Source organism: Fructilactobacillus myrtifloralis, from assembly GCF_024029335.1.
Lineage (GTDB): Bacteria > Bacillota > Bacilli > Lactobacillales > Lactobacillaceae > Fructilactobacillus > Fructilactobacillus myrtifloralis.
Window position 1 is genome coordinate 658016 of sequence record NZ_CP097116.1, and the last position, 17660, is coordinate 675675.

At 45.9% G+C, this 17660-nt stretch carries 15 protein-coding genes; 9 read left to right on the top strand and 6 right to left on the bottom strand.

The genetic code is table 11. The annotated features are described in order from the left end of the window. Positions 1 to 19 precede the first annotated feature (19 nt). The 6 genes from M3M35_RS03475 (at position 20) to asnB (ending at position 6153) form a co-directional block, all read left to right on the top strand. Positions 20 to 1636 carry an APC family permease gene (locus tag M3M35_RS03475; RefSeq protein ID WP_252750600.1) on the top strand — a complete coding sequence of 539 codons (1617 nt, stop codon included), beginning with the start codon at positions 20 to 22 and terminating at the stop codon, positions 1634 to 1636. A gap of 77 nt (positions 1637 to 1713) precedes the next feature. Next, positions 1714 to 2322 (top strand): hypothetical protein, encoded by a 609-nt coding sequence (locus M3M35_RS03480; RefSeq protein ID WP_252750601.1) that lies wholly within the window; start codon positions 1714 to 1716, stop codon positions 2320 to 2322. Between the two features lie 77 nt (positions 2323 to 2399). Further along, positions 2400 to 2909 carry a YbhB/YbcL family Raf kinase inhibitor-like protein gene (locus M3M35_RS03485; RefSeq protein ID WP_252750602.1) on the top strand — a complete coding sequence of 170 codons (510 nt, stop codon included), beginning with the start codon at positions 2400 to 2402 and terminating at the stop codon, positions 2907 to 2909. Positions 2910 to 2920: 11 nt separating this feature from the next. Continuing rightward, positions 2921 to 3388: a universal stress protein gene (locus M3M35_RS03490; protein ID WP_252750603.1), complete on the top strand. Its 468-nt coding sequence runs from the start codon at positions 2921 to 2923 to the stop codon at positions 3386 to 3388. Between the two features lie 80 nt (positions 3389 to 3468). Then, positions 3469 to 4122, top strand: a complete 654-nt coding sequence (locus M3M35_RS03495) for a helix-turn-helix domain-containing protein (RefSeq protein ID WP_252750604.1) — start codon at positions 3469 to 3471, stop codon at positions 4120 to 4122. A gap of 129 nt (positions 4123 to 4251) precedes the next feature. After that, positions 4252 to 6153: an asparagine synthase (glutamine-hydrolyzing) gene (asnB, locus tag M3M35_RS03500; protein WP_252750605.1), complete on the top strand. Its 1902-nt coding sequence runs from the start codon at positions 4252 to 4254 to the stop codon at positions 6151 to 6153. A 155-nt stretch (positions 6154 to 6308) separates the two neighbouring features. Here the strand turns inward: asnB and M3M35_RS03505 are convergent, their stop codons facing one another. Both M3M35_RS03505 and M3M35_RS03510 read right to left on the bottom strand, forming a co-directional pair. After that, positions 6309 to 7658: an MFS transporter gene (locus M3M35_RS03505; RefSeq protein WP_252750606.1), complete on the bottom strand. Its 1350-nt coding sequence runs from the start codon at positions 7656 to 7658 to the stop codon at positions 6309 to 6311. A 6-nt stretch (positions 7659 to 7664) separates the two neighbouring features. After that, positions 7665 to 9923, bottom strand: a complete 2259-nt coding sequence (locus M3M35_RS03510) for a beta-glucosidase (RefSeq protein WP_252750607.1) — start codon at positions 9921 to 9923, stop codon at positions 7665 to 7667. Between the two features lie 205 nt (positions 9924 to 10128). Here M3M35_RS03510 and M3M35_RS03515 point away from each other — a divergent pair, with 205 nt between their 5' ends. Then, positions 10129 to 11103, top strand: coding sequence for a LacI family DNA-binding transcriptional regulator (locus M3M35_RS03515; RefSeq protein ID WP_252750608.1), 975 nt, complete (start codon positions 10129 to 10131; stop codon positions 11101 to 11103). A 177-nt stretch (positions 11104 to 11280) separates the two neighbouring features. Here M3M35_RS03515 and M3M35_RS03520 read toward each other — a convergent pair whose 3' ends face one another. The 3 genes from M3M35_RS03520 to M3M35_RS03530 form a co-directional block, all read right to left on the bottom strand. Beyond that, positions 11281 to 11919, bottom strand: coding sequence for a CPBP family intramembrane glutamic endopeptidase (locus M3M35_RS03520; RefSeq protein ID WP_252750609.1), 639 nt, complete (start codon positions 11917 to 11919; stop codon positions 11281 to 11283). Between the two features lie 102 nt (positions 11920 to 12021). Then, a complete protein-coding gene (locus M3M35_RS03525) occupies positions 12022 to 13350 on the bottom strand; it encodes a hypothetical protein (protein WP_252750610.1) in 1329 nt (442 codons plus the stop codon). A 157-nt stretch (positions 13351 to 13507) separates the two neighbouring features. Then, complete coding sequence (locus M3M35_RS03530; RefSeq protein ID WP_252750611.1) at positions 13508 to 13882, bottom strand: hypothetical protein; 375 nt, start codon at positions 13880 to 13882, stop codon at positions 13508 to 13510. A gap of 123 nt (positions 13883 to 14005) precedes the next feature. Here M3M35_RS03530 and pepT point away from each other — a divergent pair, with 123 nt between their 5' ends. Both pepT and M3M35_RS03540 read left to right on the top strand, forming a co-directional pair. Continuing rightward, positions 14006 to 15256, top strand: a complete 1251-nt coding sequence (gene pepT / locus M3M35_RS03535) for a peptidase T (protein ID WP_252750612.1) — start codon at positions 14006 to 14008, stop codon at positions 15254 to 15256. Beyond that, positions 15256 to 15738 carry a methylated-DNA--[protein]-cysteine S-methyltransferase gene (locus M3M35_RS03540; RefSeq protein ID WP_252750613.1) on the top strand — a complete coding sequence of 161 codons (483 nt, stop codon included), beginning with the start codon at positions 15256 to 15258 and terminating at the stop codon, positions 15736 to 15738. The genes pepT and M3M35_RS03540 overlap by 1 nt, the downstream gene beginning before the upstream one ends. A 121-nt stretch (positions 15739 to 15859) precedes the next feature. Here M3M35_RS03540 and M3M35_RS03545 read toward each other — a convergent pair whose 3' ends face one another. Then, entirely contained in the window at positions 15860 to 17617 is a 1758-nt protein-coding gene (locus M3M35_RS03545; protein ID WP_420842390.1) for an ABC transporter ATP-binding protein, read from the bottom strand. Positions 17618 to 17660: the final 43 nt, after the last annotated feature.

Below are 17660 nucleotides of genomic sequence, written 5' to 3' on the forward strand. Positions count from 1 at the left end.
AAGGATTTCTTCAAACTTTATGGAAAAAAACACTACTAAAGTCAAAAAGACAAAAATGTCCTTATTTAGTGTAGTGATGTTAGCCCTAAGTTCCATCATTGGTTCTGGGTGGCTCTTTGGATCCTGGGAAGCTGCTAAGATCTCTGGTCCAGCAGCCATTATTTCTTGGATCATCGGAGCCATCGTGATTGGATCAATCGCCTACGTCTACATTGAATTAGGAACCATGTTCCCCGAAAGTGGGGGGATGAGTAAATACGCCGGTTACACCCACGGTCCACTGCTCGGATTCATTGCTTCCTGGGCCAACTGGGTCTCCTTGGTTACCCTATTACCAATCGAAGCGGTGGCCGCCGTGCAATACATGAGTTCCTGGCCCTGGAGTTGGGCCAAATGGACCCACGGCTTTGTTGCCAACGGAACGGTGACCACCCTCGGGTTATTCGCCGTCTTCGTCTTCATCTTGATCTTTACGCTCTTAAACTACTGGTCGGTTAACCTGTTAACCCGCTTTACTAGTTTGACTTCAATCTTTAAACTCGTGGTGCCAACCGTGACGATCATCATGCTGCTCGTTTCTGGATTCCACGCCGGCAACTTTAACAACCCACAGTTCGGTGGTTTCTTACCATACGGAACTGCTCCTATTTTTGCCGCTACCACGGTATCCGGGATTATCTTCTCCTACAACGCCTTTCAAACAGTGATTAACGTGGGAGACGAAATTACTAACCCGAAGAAAAACATCTGGCGGGGAATCGTGATTGCCCTCCTAATTAGTATCGTGATTTACGTAATGCTCCAATTTACCTTCATCGGGGCCATCAAGCCTTCGATGTTAGCCCAAGTTGGTTGGCACGGAATTAACTTTGAATCACCTTTCGCTGACCTGGCCATCATGTTAAACATTCACTGGTTAGTAATCCTCTTGTACTTGGATGCCTTCGTTTCACCATTTGGGACCGGAGTTTCCTTCGTGGCCTCAACTAGTCGGACCCTGGCCGCCATGACGCAAACCGGTCACTTACCGAAGTTCTTAGGGAAGATGAACCAAAAATGGGGAACTCCCCGGATTGCCATGATTGCCAACTGGATTATCAGTTGTATCTTGGTTTCCGTCTTTAAAAACTGGGCCGTCTTAGCCAGTGTAATTTCTACCTCGACTTTGATTGCCTACCTGACGGGTCCGGTAACCTTGGTAGCCCTCCGGCGCCATGCTCCCGAATTCAAACGGCCCGTGCGGATTAACATTGCCAACATCATTGCGCCAATGGCCTTTGTCCTCGCTAGTTTAGCGATTTACTGGGCAATGTGGCCAACCACGGTGGAAGTTATCCTTGTGATCGCCCTCGGGTTGCCATTCTACTTCTTCTATGAAGGAAAGCTTAACTGGAAGGATTCGAAAAAGAAGTTCAACGGAAGCCTTTGGATGCTCGTTTACCTAGTCTTCATGTCGTTCTTCTCGTACATCGGTTCTACGCCATTCCACGGTCAAAACTGGGTTCACTATCCATTTGACTTCGTGATTATCATCATCGCATCCCTCTTGTTCTACTTCTGGGGGGTTAACAGTTACCAAAACACCGATGAAATGACCCACGCTAAGCAAGTTAATGACAAAGTAAAACCAAACTAATATCACAGCAGAATGGCATGGGAATTTAACTCCCATGCCATTCTTCAACTCACTTGAAATGGATGGAGGAGAGCTTAATGCAAAAACCAGATCCAGAATCAAGGTACCAACGCTATAACTTTGGCAACCAAGCAGCTGACCAACCCCAGCAAAAGCAGCCCCGGATTTGGCCGTGGATTCTAATGCTCGTGGTTGTTGTCTTAGTCCTCGCGTTTGGGCTACGGTATGCGATTAGTAAGACCAACAAGGCGAAAGCGACGCAACCCCGCACGCACCAAACCATGCGGTCAAAACCCAAGACTAAAGCCACGACTAAGCCAGCGCAATCTGACACTAACAAGAAGCAGCCAGCCCAGGATACAACTACCGCGGAGCAGGATACGGGGAATTCCGGGACGGCGCAAGCTACAACTGACGCTGATGATAACCAGTCCGCGCCAGCAACCAGCACGGAAACTACCCCCGCAACGAAATCGACGGCAAAGGCCACGGATGATCATGACGCCATCTCAACTAGTCACGAACCGACCTCCAACGATTTTAGTCAACCGCGGACGTTTAGTTCGGTCGAAGATGCCAAAAACTGGGCGAAAGCAACCCAATCACAGTGGTTAGCCGCTGGTTACAATAACTATACCGTTACGCAAAACGGCCAAAATTTTTACGTATTAGTCTTTACTAAATAAGAAGTGCTTCGGCACTTCTTATTTTTTTCATTTCACGCCAATTAAGTTATAATAAAACAAAAAGGAGGCGTTTCGAGATGAAAATTAACGTTCCTCTCCAAGCTGGATTCTTACCAGATCGTTATACCAAACACGCTGACGCAGCGGATAAAATTGGCACCTATCCGGTAGTTTCTTTTCCAATTGAATTTCAGAATGTTCCGAGTGAAGCGGCTTCCTTAGCGTTCACACTCCTGGATCCCGATTCGATTCCGGTCTGTGGCTTTGAATACATCCACTGGGTGGTCGCTAATCTAGATCCCCAGCTGACTGAATTGCCAGCCAATGCGAGTCAATCTGGCGTCGTTGCGATGACGTATGGTAACAACAGTTTAGCTGGTGGGCTCTTAAACGTTACCGATCAGCAACTAAACCGGCACTACCTCGGGCCGACCCCACCGGATCAACCCCACAACTATCGGTTAACCGTCTACGCGCTCGACCAAAAGTTAGCGTTACCAGACGGCTTCTGGCTCAACCAATTAGAAAGTAAGCTGACTGGTCATGTCCTTGCTACCGCAACGGCCATCCTACCAGTAAAGAACTAGGGGGAATCACTATGTACAATGAATACAAACACATTTTAGTTCCAGTGGATGGCTCGAAGTTAGCCGAAGCCGCCCTCTTCAAGGCCGCGGAAGTGGCAATTCGGAACGAAGCCAGGTTAGACGTCTTAAACGTTTTAAACACCACTAGTTTCGGCTTTTCGTACGGGGTCGTTGATGGTGATGCCATTACCGACATGGTAAACGACGAACTTGATTACCTCAAAAAACTGATTCAACGGGTGAAAAAAGCCACAGGCATCGAAGATATCCACATGCACCTGCGGTTTGGGAGTCCTCGGAACGTGATTACCTATGATTTTCCCCACGATTATCAAGTGGACCTGATCATGATGGGGGCGACCGGAAAGAACGCGGTTTCGCGCCTCCTCGTTGGTTCCGTAACGAGTTTTGTTAATACCCACGCCCGTTGTGACGTCGCGGTTGTCCGGACGGGCATGGATAACCAAACTGCTGAATAAATCGTTTTAACCCTGTAATTTGCTTACTGGAAATTTTCAGTAAGCTTTTTTTCTGGCTACTACCGAAAGGAGCTGGGAGCATGGAGCTTGCCCAACGTTTAAAAGCAGCCCGCACACAACAACACCTGACCCAGCAGGAGGTCGCCGCCCACATGCACGTTTCCAGAAAAACCGTGTCTAGTTGGGAAACCGGACGCAGTACAGCTAACTTAGACGTGCTGCACGAGCTCGCGGACCTGTACCAGGTCGACTTACCCACGCTCCTTGGTGAACCCGCTCCCAGTCAGACGACAACGACCCATCGTTACAGAGACCGATTCATTCGGTATAAACGCTGGGGGTACTTTAGTAAGTACGCCTACTTTGGCACCGTGAGCTTTACCATGCTGGGCCTATTACTGTTAGTACTTCCGTATCGGGGCACGAGCCTGTTGCTGGTGCCGCCCCTCGTTTTGACCCTCGGAATCATCATTCTGTACGAGCAAAACTGGTGGACGATCACAACCAACCGCCCCCTGCTGTGGAAATTAGGGGTGGTGACGCCCGTCCTGTTTGTCACTTTATATCTAACCGGCTACTTATTGAACCAATACGTCTACCACTCACCGGCATTTATGCATACCCCTGCCAACTGGTTGGGCTTACTCCTGCTGGCAGGAACCGTCACCGCGGGCGCATTGATGACGATCATTTTCCCGCTCAAACGCCTCACCGTGCGGCGTTCATCCCTGTAACTGCTGATGTAACCGGGGATGTAACCGTTAATTAGACAAATATCGCAGTGATTTCACTGGAAAAATAATTTAAATTACGTACAATTAATAATAGAGTCTTTAATTGATAAGAAAAAGGAGAAGCTTACTATGTGTGGATTTTGTGGTTACATTAACCAAGCGGGAATTCCCAAAGAAGCCATCGAAAACATGGCCAATAAAATTAAACACCGGGGACCCGATGACAGTGGTTACTTCCAAAACGAAGATGTATCACTCGGCTTTCGGCGCCTCTCCATCATTGACTTGGCACACGGTGCCCAACCAATGTATGGTGACAACGATACCGATGTTTTAACTTTTAATGGTGAAATTTACAACTACCAAGAATTACAAAAAGAACTAATTGACGAAGGCCAAACCTTCAACACTGATTGTGACTCAGAAGTTTTGATCCGGGGCTACGAAGCTTGGGGGCCAAAGAAGTTACTCAGTAAGTTACGGGGGATGTTTGCGTTCGTAATTTACGACCAAACGAAGCACCAGGTGTTTGGGGCCCGAGACCACTTTGGAATCAAACCCCTTTACTACTACGATGACGGCACCAACTTCATGTGGGGTTCTGAAATTAAAGCCTTTTTGGGTAATCCCAACTTTAAGAAAGAACTTAACGAAGACCTGCTCGCTGTTCACCTGAGTTTTGAATTTATTCCATCGAAGGAAACCATGTTCAAACACGTTTACAAAGTGATGCCTGGTCAATACTTTGTGTACAAAGACGGTGGCGTAACAACCGATACTTACTACAAGTACAATTACGATCATATCGACAAGCACCAAACGATTGATGACGATGCACAACAAATCGAAAAGTTGGTTGACGACTCGGTTAAAGCCCACATGATCGCAGATGTGCCCGTTGGTAGTTTCCTTTCCAGTGGGGTGGACTCCAGTTACGTGTTCAACGAAGCTGCCAAGTTACAACCAATTCACTCCTTCTCGTTAGGATTCAACGACTCGAAGTTCAGTGAATTATCGTGGTCCACGAAGTTCGCTAAGGAAATCAAGCAGGAAAACACGCCGATTACCATGACGGGTGACGATTACTTCGACTTCTTACCAACCATGATGTACTACATGGACGAACCCCTCTCCAATCCTTCGGCTCCCCAACTATTCTTCTTATCCCGTGGAGCTAGAAAGGACGTTCCAGTTACCCTCTCCGGGGAAGGAGCCGACGAATTCTTCGGGGGCTACAACACCTACCTCGAAGCCTTCACGTTCGAACGTTACCAAAAGTGGGTTCCACAATTTCTCCGGAGCATGCTCGGTCACGTCGCTGCCAAGTTCCCACGCTTCCACGGTCGGCGGTTCTTGATCCGGGGTGCAGAACCACTATGGCGCCGTTACTACCGGGTTAACTACGTCTTTGACGAAGTTGATCGGGCCAAGGTCTTGAAGAACCCTGCCCTCAAACGGGATACGGCCGAATACTCGAAGCACATCTTCGATGAAGTCGCTGGTCACGACGAAGTAACGCAAGAACAATACTTCGATATCAACACTTGGTTGCCGTTCGATATCCTGCAAAAGGCCGATCGGATGAGCATGGCCAACAGTTTGGAAGTGCGGACGCCGTTAGTTGATAAAGTAGTGGCTAACTTTGCGGCTACGATGCCAACGAAGACGCGGATCACTTTCAAAGATGGCAAACCCGTTACCAAGGCTTCCTTCCGGAAAGCCGCTGCCTCTCAAGTTCCAGAAGTGGTGGCTGACAAGGAAAAGCTCGGGTTCCCATCACCAATCGCACAGTGGATCAACGATCCAAAGTACCATGGTCGGATTGTGGAAGCGTTCCACTCAGACATTGCCCAACGCTTCTTTAACGTTGACCAGTTAGACTACATTTTGGAACAACACGCTCACGGTAAATCCAGCATGCAAAAGATCTTCACGATCTACACGTTCATCCTCTGGTACGGAGTTTACTTCCCAGAAAACACCAACATGCACTACGATCAAAAAGTGGTTTTAACGCCTAATGATCGGTAATTAAATCGTATAGAAAAAGGCAGGTGCGTCGGCACCTGCTTTTTTGTATGGGCTAATTAAAATTTGTTTTTTAGACTTATCACTTGATGAAGACCGCTGGCTTATAGTCATGTAATAGAAATCGGACTAAGCCAATTTCCCCTAGTCAGCCAGCATTATCCAACTGCCTTTCGTTGGAGCGGGTCTTTAACCGTATAGATGCACAATCCGGCGACAAAAACCGCTCCACTGGCAATGATAAGCATGCTAGCCATATCGTGCTGGACCCAGTTAAACAGCCCAAAGCTCGCTAACGAGGCCACAATCTGGGGCAAACAAATCGAAACGTTGAAGAGGCCCGTATACAAACCATCGTTTTTCCCATCCAACGAGTTCGTGAATAACGAAAAGACCACCACTTGAATCGTTACGAATTGAATCCCAATCAAGATAAAGGCAATGATTGTCAGTAATCGCGTTGTCCCAAGCGCCAACAGGAGATAGCCGATTCCACCGAGACCTGAACTCACAAGAAACAAGGGTTTCCGGTGCTTCGTCAGTTTTAACTTACTAATCACGATCCCGGCTCCAATCCCAGCTACCGCCATGATGGCTTGTAAGACCCCAAACCAGTTTCCCGCAGCTTGATAACCTGAAGAAGCCGGATTGGTACTATGCCAGATGTTTTGGGCGAGCACGCCCGGCGTGTAAGTCCACATGTACTGCAAGGCAAACATCCCAAAAAACATCACTAAGGAACAAGACCAAAACTGACTGGGCGCCTTACGGATAATTTGTCCGAGTGATTGGCGCTTTCTCTGAACCTCATGTCCCGTAAAACTCGCCATCACTTCGGGCGGATACTCGTGGACCTTTTTCAGGGTGAAGAGGGTCGAAACTAACAGAATCACAGCCGCCGCATAAAAGGAAATCTGAACCGACGCGGGTACGACTCCCTGCGGAGCCACGTTAGCCACTCCGATAACGGTCAGCAAAAACGGAAACAGGAAGGCAAGCACGTTTCCGAGCGCCCCCGTAATGCTTTGAAAATCCCACGCTTCTGATTGTTGTTGCTTGGGCACAATGTCTGGGATCAACATTTTATAAACCGACAGGTTAACGTTCGCGGCACAGTCCATCACAAACACACTAACGGCTCCAAACCAGAGCGCTGCTAGTGAGCGGTACCCAAATCCCAGTGAGCCCGCGTTTGGCAATAAGACCATCGCAATCACCGAGATGATGGTCCCTAGGATTAGATACGGCAATCGCCGACCGCCAAGTTTAGGAAACCACGAGCGGTCCGAAAGATACCCAACTAATGGTTGGACCAGCATCCCTGCTAACGGAGGCAGGATGAAGAAATACCCTAACTTAGTTGGATCCGCCCCGAGCGTTTGAAAGATCCGACTCATGTTCCCGGTTTGCATCGACAAGGTCCCCTGCGCTCCTAAGAACCCAATCGTTAGATACCACAGTTGCCTAGTTGCTAACGTTGGTTTGTTCGTTCTCTGGTTCATCGTCATCACCCCTTACCGGTCCGGTTGCTCTGCCGTCGTTGCTTGGTTGGCGAGTTTGATAAAGGAGTTAATCTCCGCCTCGCTGGCTCCAAGCATTGGATAAACCCGCAGTGGCATGCTTAAAAACATTTTATCGGTCGCAGAGGGAACTTTCGCACTAATAAAGGGCTTAACGACCTTCATCAGGTGCGATTCTTCTAGTGCTGGGATAATTCCCGGCCGTTTCACTACATCAATCATGTAGCTGTCCAACGAAACTGCTGGTTGTGGGTCTTGTCCCCATGTAACCTGAAACTCCTCGGCAAGCACTGGCGTTTCCACATTGCGACACACGGTGAGGCGATAGCTTCCATTATCGGTTTCCCACATCCCGCTCTGTTCATTATAGTAGGCAAAATCCGTTTTGCGCACTGGCACTAAGACCGTTTTCGTTTCATGAGGATCGAGCCACACTTTACGAAACCCGACCAGTCCTTTTTCAGGCTTTTCAATGGCACTCACCTGGTTACTTAAATAAACCTGAACAACCTCTGCTCCGTAGCGCTCACCAGTGTTGGTAACGTCTACGGCCACTTCTACGTGCTCGTCCTGTTCGTTGATCCGTAAGTTTTCATAATCAAAGTGGGTGTAACTGAGCCCAAACCCAAACGGAAACTGCGTTGCAAGCTGCTTTTTATCGTAGTAGCGATATCCCACTAAGAGGCCCTCATGATAAATTTCCGTGCTGGCATTCACATCAAAACTGCCAAAAGTGGGATTATCTTCCAGTCGAACCGGAAAGGTTTCGGCTAGGCGGCCCGACGGGTTAACCTGGCCACTCAACACATCCACTGTCGCTTCTCCGACCGCTTCACCCGCAAAGTAGGTTTCTAAGATCCCCTTCGCCTGACCAATCCAGGGCATTTGAATCACCGATGCATTTTGTAACACAATGATCAGGTTGGCATTAACTTCGGCCAACTTTGTGATTAAAGCGCTCTGATTGGCCGGCAGTAACAGATCATCACGATCAATCCCCTCTGATTCCGCCCAGGCAGGTAAGCCCGCAAAAACCACCACCTTATCCACGTGGCTGGCAATTTGAAGCGCTGCCTGTTCTAGCTCCGCATCCGGAGTACTCTGGTCAACGTGATAACCTGGCGCATATTCAACTGAGTTGGACCAGGTTTGCAGTGATTCCAAGGGAGTGACTAGGTTAAAGGGATTGGTTTGTGAACTCCCGCCCCCTTGATACCGGGGCTTTTCTGCTAGTTCGCCGATTACCCCAATTTTTTCCTGCTGGTGAAGCGGTAAGACGGCATCCTCATTTTTTAACAAGACCATCCCAACCGTTGCCAATTGCCGCGAAACTTGATGTTGTTCGTCTAACGTTGGTGCATCCGGCGTGGTCAGTTGCGCTGGATATTCCTGGACGAGCTGTAATACCTTTGTAACCGCGGCATCCAAGGTTGCTTCGTCCAACTGACCGTTATGAACCGCAGCCACGATTTCAGTCGCCGTTTTCGGATTGCTCCCGGGCATTTCGAGATCGAGGCCCGCCTTTAAACTCGCAATCCGGTCCACCACGGCGCCCCAGTCAGACATCACCAGGCCACCAAAGCGCCATTCATCACGCAAAATGCTCGTTAACAACCAGTCATTTTGCGAATTAAGCGTGCCATTAATTGCATTATACGAACACATGATGGCGGCGGGATAGGCATCTTTCACTACCCATTCAAAGGGTAGCAAGTAAAGCTCGCGTAAGGTGCGTTCGTCAACCTCAGACGAATTGGTAAACCGATAATTCTCCCGGTTATTGGCAGCAAAATGTTTTAAACAAGCGGCCACGCCCTGATGTTGAATTCCACGGGTAACTGCAGTTGCCAGTTCACCGGTCAAATACGGATCTTCGGAAAAATACTCAAAGTTCCGGCCGGCGAGCGGACTGCGTTTAATGTTCATCGCAGGAGCTAGGACCACACTCACCTGCTCGTTACGAGCTGCCTGACCTAGTTGACTCCCGAGTTCGTAGCCTGCTTGTGAATCAAAGGTACTCGCAATTAACGCACTAGAGGGAAAGGTGACAGCCGGAACGCTATGATTTAAATCCGGATCCGACCCGGTACTCGCTTGTTTGCGCAGTCCGGTGGGTCCATCCGTTAACATAATTGGGGAAATCCCCAGTCGTTCCACACCGGCAGTAAACCAACTATCGTGACCCTGCACTAAGTTGGCTTTCTCCTCTAACGTTAACTCGGTCAGTAGTTGGGCAATTTGCTTTGCTTTCATGATGAACTTCCTCGCTTTCTGCATTCAGTTTGTGGCCCTCATGGCTGAGAACCTAACCTAATGATATGATATAAAATCACAAACGGGGAACTAAATTACTATTCTTTATTAGAATATTCATGCTAAAATGTTTTCATACCCTTGTTATTACAACGAGAAACCGATTTCATGCACACTTCACAATATCTAGACAGGAACGATTAGAATGAACAAAATTACCATATACGACGTTGCCCAGGAAGCGGGACTATCAATCACTTCGGTATCCCGGTTTATTAACCAAAAGGAAGAACTCCTAAGTGACAAGACCCAACGAAAAATTAAGGCTGCCATCAAAAAGTTAAACTACGTTCCCGCATCCGCGGCTCGGGACTTACGCCGAAAGGAAGGCCAGCAAAACAACGTTGCCATCATCGTTGATGACATCAGTAATCCCTTTTCGAATAACATGTTTAAGGGCATTGAAAATAAACTGCTTTCATTTGGGATTAAAACCTATCTCCTGGATAGTAACCAATCCGCGACTAACCAAGCCGAGCTCCTAACGTCGTTGGATTTAACCGCCATTGATGGCGTTATCCTGCAACCGATTAACCTTGAGCTTGCACCCCTAAAACCGATTTTCAAAAAACAAATTCCCGTGATCTTCATCAACTGCGACGTGCCTAGTGAAAATTGTCCAGCCGTTACCCTTGATGACTTTGACTCCGCCCAGCAAGTCGCTCGGAAGTTTAAGCAACAGGAACACAGTAACCACGTTTACATCGTTGGTAACAACAACTACGAGGTCTCCTCCATCCGCGATCGAATTGACGGTGTTAAGCATGTATTTGGTGAACAAAACACCGATTTACTTGAACCGGGCTTTTCACCGACCAGTACCAACCACAGCTACCAACAGTTACTTCGCAAGCTCGACCAAAATCCTCAGGCACTCGCTTTTTTCCTAAAGGAGAGATGGTTCGTTGATTTTCTCCTCTTTGCTAGTCATAACCGCACCACCCACCTGCAACCAGAAAAGCAGTTAACCGGATTTACCAGTACTGAGTTAGTTAAAAAAATTAATCCCGATGTCAAGACGATTAAATGCAATCCCGTTCGAGTCGGGGAAGTTGCTGCACTGCGGTTGCTGGGCCGGTCCCCGCACAAGCGGATTGTTGTTCAAACTTCTTTTGGGTAGGGATTAATTCTTTAGTTTAGTTATAGTTATAGTTATAGTTATAGTTATAGTTACTTATTTTCTCATTCCAAATTACAAACTAAAAATAGGCTAAAATCTATTTAAATATTCAAACGATTTTAAAAAATGCTACAAATTAAATTTTGTAGCACTTTTTATTTATTAATAATAATTTACTTAAACTATCAGTAACACCATAACGATTAAATTTGATAAGCCATGCGCTAAAATGGGACTCTTTAAATCATTTGTATACCAAAAAGCAAGTGCATATGCTAATCCCGAAAATATCAATTCAAGGGTTTCAATTCCAAAAGAATATCCATGAATTATCGCAAAAAGCAGAGCTGTGATTCCAATTGATAAAAAAGGTCGCAGGTTTCCAAGCAGACCCTGTTGTAAAATTCCCTGAAAAAGAATTTCTTCTAAAATCGGACTTAAAACCAATAATGTCAGTACAGTAATGCTAGAAATTCCTGAATGTAACGCCGTAATCGTAGCTGGATCATTAGTTGGAATTCCTGCAACTACTGATATCAAAAACTGGATTAATTGAGAAACCACAGCCGCCAAGCCGGCAGTTGAGATCAGTTTCCAATTCCACTTGAACCAGTTAATGGGAAATCCGCCTAACCATTTGTAAATTAGAAGCAATAGGCTTCCTAAAATTAGAAAAGATCCCACACTAATAAAAAAGTGACCCCAATAATTAAAGTGGATTGTACTTTCATTGCTCCATAATAATTCCCCAAGAGTAGGAATTTGAATTAACGCAACCAGAATGGGAAATAGAAACACGACAAAAATTTTTTTCATTATCTACCTTTATTATTGAACCCAAATATGTTTAATCTGCTAGATCCACATGATGAAATAAAAGTGAAAAATTTTAAAGTTTTTAAAATTTGTTGGAAAATTCTAATTTTTTTCATTTAATTTCAGTCTAACTGACTTAAAAATATAATCACAAATTAAATTGTCAACTGTATTTTCACAATTCAGTTCAGTTCCCAAAGCTTCATTAACTGCAATGATAAATTTAATTAAATAATCGACATCCGTATCGTCACCTTTTTCTTTTACATTAAAAAATGGTGCGATATTTTGAAATTTAGCTCCTTCTAGATATCCTTTTGATTCATATTCAGGAAGAAAATCCTTAAAAACATCCCTTATATCCAAACTAGGAATTTCATTTTTATACACTGAATTATTATCTGAATTATCTAAAGATTCAATGTATTTTTTTAATCTATTCTGAATTATTTCTTTTATTTTATTACTAACTCTTTGTTGAGTAGCGGGATCTTCCATTGATGAGAAACTGGGATGATCTAAATAGACCAACATCCTTTTTAAACCAAATCCATCCCAATATTTATTGTCATTTTCAATAAAAAATCCACTACGTTTATCTTTACCAGCAAATATCGCTAACTTATCAATGTTGTATTCATTAACGACTTTTTCTTTAACTTCTTTGGGTATGCAAATTTTTCTTGTACTTTCTGGTTTTTTTAAGAATTCACTTATAAACTGGCCTATTTTTGCCAAAATAATTTTTTTAACATCATCTGCTTTGATTAATATATCAACATCATTATAATTTTCTTTCCTAAGATTATAATCAATTTCAGTTTGGTGATTTTTAATTTGTTTATCATGGCGATCTGTGGATACAGTTATACAGTAATCATAATCAGATTGATTAATATTTGGTGCAGATATACATTTATCAAAAAGCCCACCTTTTTGACATTTTTTTATAAGCCAAAGTTGTACATCTTTATAATTTTTTATTTTTACAGTTTTAAGATTATTAATCGATTCACCAAAATGAACAATTAAAGTTCTTATATCTGATAATATATCCCATTCTTCTGATTCTTCTGATTCTTCTGATTCTTCTGATTCTTCTGATTCTTCTGATTCTTCTGATTCTTCTGATGATACTCCCCAGTAACCAGAAAGATACTTTAATGAATTATCCAACCGATAGAAATTATTAGCAAAATGATCAGCTTTTTCATCAGGAATCCCACAACCATTCCCATTTCCTAAAAAATCAGAATCTAAGGTAGCAAAATAATCGATACATCCTCTGATAATCCAAACAAGTGGAGCTTCAGTATTATCATATTTAGGAACTCCACTTCTACGATTAATACATTTTTCAAATTCACATTTAAGCTTTTCTCCATTAACAACATCAGTACATGGAGCAGTCAAAATTACGGGTTTTGTCATTAAGAATATCCTCCCATTAAATAGGTAAAGCAAAAATTTAAGATAGTTAATTTATTATAATATTAGTTATTTTATTAAACAATATTAAAAACCTCTTAATTTAAACAATATAAATTAAGAGGTTTAGTTAAATTATGCAATTAAAAAGTTATTGTATTTACAATTTCATTCCCTTAACTGCGGCATCCACATATCCCAGGAAGAAGAGGAACTGGGCATCATCTAAAGCCGGCGTTACTTCCACGCTCTTGACCGTCAGTTGCGCTTGGTCCTGCGTTGTTGCCCCTGCTTCAGCGCTGAGTTTAATCTCTAATTGCAAGGACGCTGGCAAAGCAGCCAGTTGAACGTCTTCTGATTCCTGCACAATCTTAGAAAACTTGTCATCACCCAGTTCGTCCAAGATTCGCCGAATTTGTTGGGTGATAAATTGTTGCCAAAAGTTGCCAAATTCTTGTTGTCCTGCAGCTGTATCCATTTTGAATGGAGCTTGAATATCTAAGCGTCCATCGTTCAGTGTAATTGTAATTTCCATTGTGCTACTCCTTTATCTGCCTAATTTACCCTCATTATACCGAAGCCATGGGCAGAACCCAATTAATTCCCCTAATGATTCATTTATATTATGATATTAAGTAAATAACTGGAGGTCATTACCATGGAAAATTCCCTACAAAATCAACTACTAGACCGTTTTTTGGGCTACGTTAAGCAAAATACCCGTTCCAATCCAGATTCAACCACGGTGCCATCTGATACCAAGGAAGTTGAATTTTTAAAACAACTAGCTGCTGAACTCAAGCGCATCGGCCTCAGCAACGTGCGTACCAACCAGGCAACTGGTTACGTCTTTGCTGACCTACCAGCCACAGACGACACTCCTCGTCCCGTCGTGGGTTTCATCTCGCACGTTGACACAGCGGACTTTAACTCCGTCAACATTCAACCCCAAGTGGTCGAAAACTACGATGGCCACCGCGTGATTGATTTGGACCAGGACGGAAAATACCAACTAGATCCAGCCGTCTTTCCTAGTTTAACGAAGTATCAAGGTGACACCTTGGTTACCACCAACGGGGAAACCTTGTTGGGAGCGGACGACAAGGCCGGCGTGGCCGAAATTATGACCGCCATGCAGTACCTGGTAAACCACCCTGAAATCAAGCACGGTAAAATCGTGGTTGCCTTTGGTCCCGATGAAGAAATCGGCACTGGTGCCGACCACTTTGACGTGCAGGACTTTGGAGCTGACTATGCCTACACCGTTGACGGTGGGCCACTCGGGGATTTGGAATATGAAACCTTCAACGCGGCCGCTGCCACGGTCACTTTCCAAGGTACCAACGTTCATCCTGGCGATGCCAAGGACGTGATGGTGAACGCTTCCCAACTAGCAATCGAATTTCACAACCAGTTACCAGCTCTGGAACGTCCCGAAAATACAGATGGGCGCGACGGCTTCTTCTTCCTGGTGGAAATGAACGGAACTTGTGATGAAGCCAAGTTAGACTATATCATCCGCGACTTCGATCGAGATCACTTTGCCGCTCGTAAGCAACTTCTAGAACAAATTACCCAGCAACTAAACGACCGATACGGTCAAGGTCGCGTCACCCTCGAGATGCAAGACCAGTACTACAACATGGGGGAAATTCTGGAAAAGGACCTTACCCCGGTTAACCTCGTCAAGGACGCGATGCACCAACTGGACATTGAACCAAACGTCTTTCCGGTCCGGGGTGGGACCGATGGCTCCAAGATTTCTTTCTTAGGGATTCCAACGCCCAACATCTTTGCCGGTCCAGAAAACATGCACGGGCGTTTTGAATACGTTTCCCTGCAAACAATGGAAAAGGCGGTTGAGTTAATCGTGCAAATCATCGAAGACGTTCCCGCTGAGACTAAGTAATGCTGGTCCAACAAACGTACCATTCGCCCTTGGGACCAATCACGTTGGCAAGTACGAAAACGGCGGTGGTCGGACTGTGGTTCCAGGACCAACGCTACTATGGCGCCCGCTATCAAGTAGACCAGATGCCGATTCAAACAACCGCACCCCTGCAGCAGGCAAAAACGTGGCTCGCTCAGTACTTTGCGGGTCAGAATCCCAATCCTAAAATGGTTCCCCTACAACCTGAGGTTATGCCCTTTCAACAGCGGGTGCTTATCGCCCTACAACGAGTCCCCTATGGGACCACGACCACTTATAGTGACCTAGCGGCGGCGGTTTCAACCCCATCGGCCCGGGCGGTAGGGAATGCGATTGGTCATAATCCGATTAGCCTGTTAATCCCCTGTCACCGGGTCCTTGGCAAGAATGGCCGCTTAACCGGATACGCAGGTGGCTTGGAACGCAAACGCGCACTATTACAACTAGAACAACGATCCTAACGAGAGTTGGTTAAGCAGCAACCTCCATCGGGTGATGCCCCGCTTGTTTCATCCCCAAACTAAAAAGATCCCCTAATTGCAACCATCAATTAGGAGAGCTTTTTCTTTACGTTTTATAAATTTATTCTTTAAACTGAATCTTTACGTATTCGCGGTACTTCGGCAACGTTTCCAGCAACTGCTGGTGGGTACCATGCCCACTAACTTGGCCATCGTCAATAAAGTAAATTTCATCGGCGTCCACAATCGTACTCAACCGGTGCGCAATAATCAAAGTCGTTCGTCCCTGCATAAGCTGTTGCAGGGCTTTTTGAATCATTGCTTCGGACTCCGAATCTAAACTGGCCGTGGCCTCGTCCAGCATTAACAGCTCGGGATCCCGTAAGAAGGCCCGGGCAATCGCTAACCGTTGCCGTTGGCCCCCACTAACCTTAATCCCACGTTCTCCGACTTCGGTATCCAACTGCTGGTCCATTTCCCGGACAAAGCCGTCCGCATAGGCCAACTTCAAAACGTGCCAAAGTTCGGCATCGGAATATTCTTCGTCTAATCCGTAGGTTAGGTTATGGCGAATCGTGCCGGCTACAATTGCCGAATCCTGACTCACAAATCCAATTGCCCGGCGCCAAGCAGCGAGGTCCAACTGGTTAATGTCCTGGTTCCCAATCGTAATCTGCCCCGCCGTAGGCTGATAGTAGCGTTCAATCAGGTTTAAAATCGTGGTTTTCCCACTTCCAGAAGGACCGACAAAGGCGACCGTGGTGTTTGGTTGGGCAACAACATTCACATCCGTTAACACAGGTTGCCCATCACCGTAGGCAAAGTCAACGTGTTGTAGGGCTAACGGTTGATTTTCAATCTTTGGTTGGGTCGTCTGATCAAAGACTTCCTCTGGTTCCTGTAAAATGGCTTGGAGGTGTTCAGTTGCCCCACTGGCCTTCGCTAGCCGCACCGAAAACTGCCCTAAGATTGAAACTGGTGAGATTACCTGAAAGAGGTACATTAAGAAGGCAAACATTGTCCCCATCGTCATCGTTCCCACGGCTACCCGGTGGGCACCATAGGCAAGGATTCCCACAATCAAGGCCATCATCGTGGTCCCCATCAGCGGGTAGGCGATGGCTTCATAGATTGCTTCCTTTAACCCAATCCGGTAGAGCCGGTGAATCAAGGTGCCCCCGCTCTCTTTTTCATAGGTTTCAGCGTTAGACGCCTTCACCAGGCGAATCTCACTTAACGTATCATCAACCTGACCACTAAAATCCGCCAGGGTCTGTTGCCGTTCGCGCCCCACCTTCATCGTCCGGTTCATCAGGGGCCGCATCAGTGCAAAGACCAGTGGAACCGCAACTAGCATGATGACCGTCATCTTCCAATCCATGATAATCATGAAGAGAAAGGCCCCCACGAGTTGGAACACGGAGGTAACGGCGTTCGGAAAGGAACTTGCGAGGAGATCCTTAATCTGGTCCGAATCGTTCACCAACCGCGAGGTTAACTGCCCGACCTTGACGTTATCAAAGTAAGGAATCCGCAGGTGAATCAGCTTATCCCACACGTGACGCCGTAACTGGGCGACCACTCGTTCTCCAAACGAACCAAGGAGTCCCCCCGAGAGGGCGTTTAACACGGCACTCCCAATAAATAACACGATGATGGCGATTAAGAGCCGTCCGTCGACCCCCCGCTTGAAGTTATTGACCAATACCTGGGCAAACTTCGGGACCACCAACTGACCGAACGTGGCTACTAATCCGAGCCCCAGCCCAAGCCACAGCTGCCAATACCGCGGCCGAGCGCTTCGAATTAACTGAATAAAGTTCCGCATTTTAAATTTACTGGTTTGTTTTCGCTCCATTAACCTCCGCCTCACTTCCATTATTAAGCAATAAATTCTATGCTAGCGAATTATGGGAAAAATG

Bases quoted from the DNA above. Each gene is read 5' to 3' on its own strand.
- M3M35_RS03475 (WP_252750600.1), top strand. From the start codon at position 20: ATGGAAAAAAACACTACTAAAGTCAAAAAGACAAAAATGTCCTTATTT.
- M3M35_RS03480 (WP_252750601.1), top strand. From the start codon at position 1,714: ATGCAAAAACCAGATCCAGAATCAAGGTACCAACGCTATAACTTTGGC.
- M3M35_RS03485 (WP_252750602.1), top strand. From the start codon at position 2,400: ATGAAAATTAACGTTCCTCTCCAAGCTGGATTCTTACCAGATCGTTAT.
- M3M35_RS03490 (WP_252750603.1), top strand. From the start codon at position 2,921: ATGTACAATGAATACAAACACATTTTAGTTCCAGTGGATGGCTCGAAG.
- M3M35_RS03495 (WP_252750604.1), top strand. From the start codon at position 3,469: ATGGAGCTTGCCCAACGTTTAAAAGCAGCCCGCACACAACAACACCTG.
- asnB (WP_252750605.1), top strand. From the start codon at position 4,252: ATGTGTGGATTTTGTGGTTACATTAACCAAGCGGGAATTCCCAAAGAA.
- M3M35_RS03505 (WP_252750606.1), bottom strand. From the start codon at position 7,658: ATGACGATGAACCAGAGAACGAACAAACCAACGTTAGCAACTAGGCAA.
- M3M35_RS03510 (WP_252750607.1), bottom strand. From the start codon at position 9,923: ATGAAAGCAAAGCAAATTGCCCAACTACTGACCGAGTTAACGTTAGAG.
- M3M35_RS03515 (WP_252750608.1), top strand. From the start codon at position 10,129: ATGAACAAAATTACCATATACGACGTTGCCCAGGAAGCGGGACTATCA.
- M3M35_RS03520 (WP_252750609.1), bottom strand. From the start codon at position 11,919: ATGAAAAAAATTTTTGTCGTGTTTCTATTTCCCATTCTGGTTGCGTTA.
- M3M35_RS03525 (WP_252750610.1), bottom strand. From the start codon at position 13,350: ATGACAAAACCCGTAATTTTGACTGCTCCATGTACTGATGTTGTTAAT.
- M3M35_RS03530 (WP_252750611.1), bottom strand. From the start codon at position 13,882: ATGGAAATTACAATTACACTGAACGATGGACGCTTAGATATTCAAGCT.
- pepT (WP_252750612.1), top strand. From the start codon at position 14,006: ATGGAAAATTCCCTACAAAATCAACTACTAGACCGTTTTTTGGGCTAC.
- M3M35_RS03540 (WP_252750613.1), top strand. From the start codon at position 15,256: ATGCTGGTCCAACAAACGTACCATTCGCCCTTGGGACCAATCACGTTG.
- M3M35_RS03545 (WP_420842390.1), bottom strand. From the start codon at position 17,617: ATGGAAGTGAGGCGGAGGTTAATGGAGCGAAAACAAACCAGTAAATTT.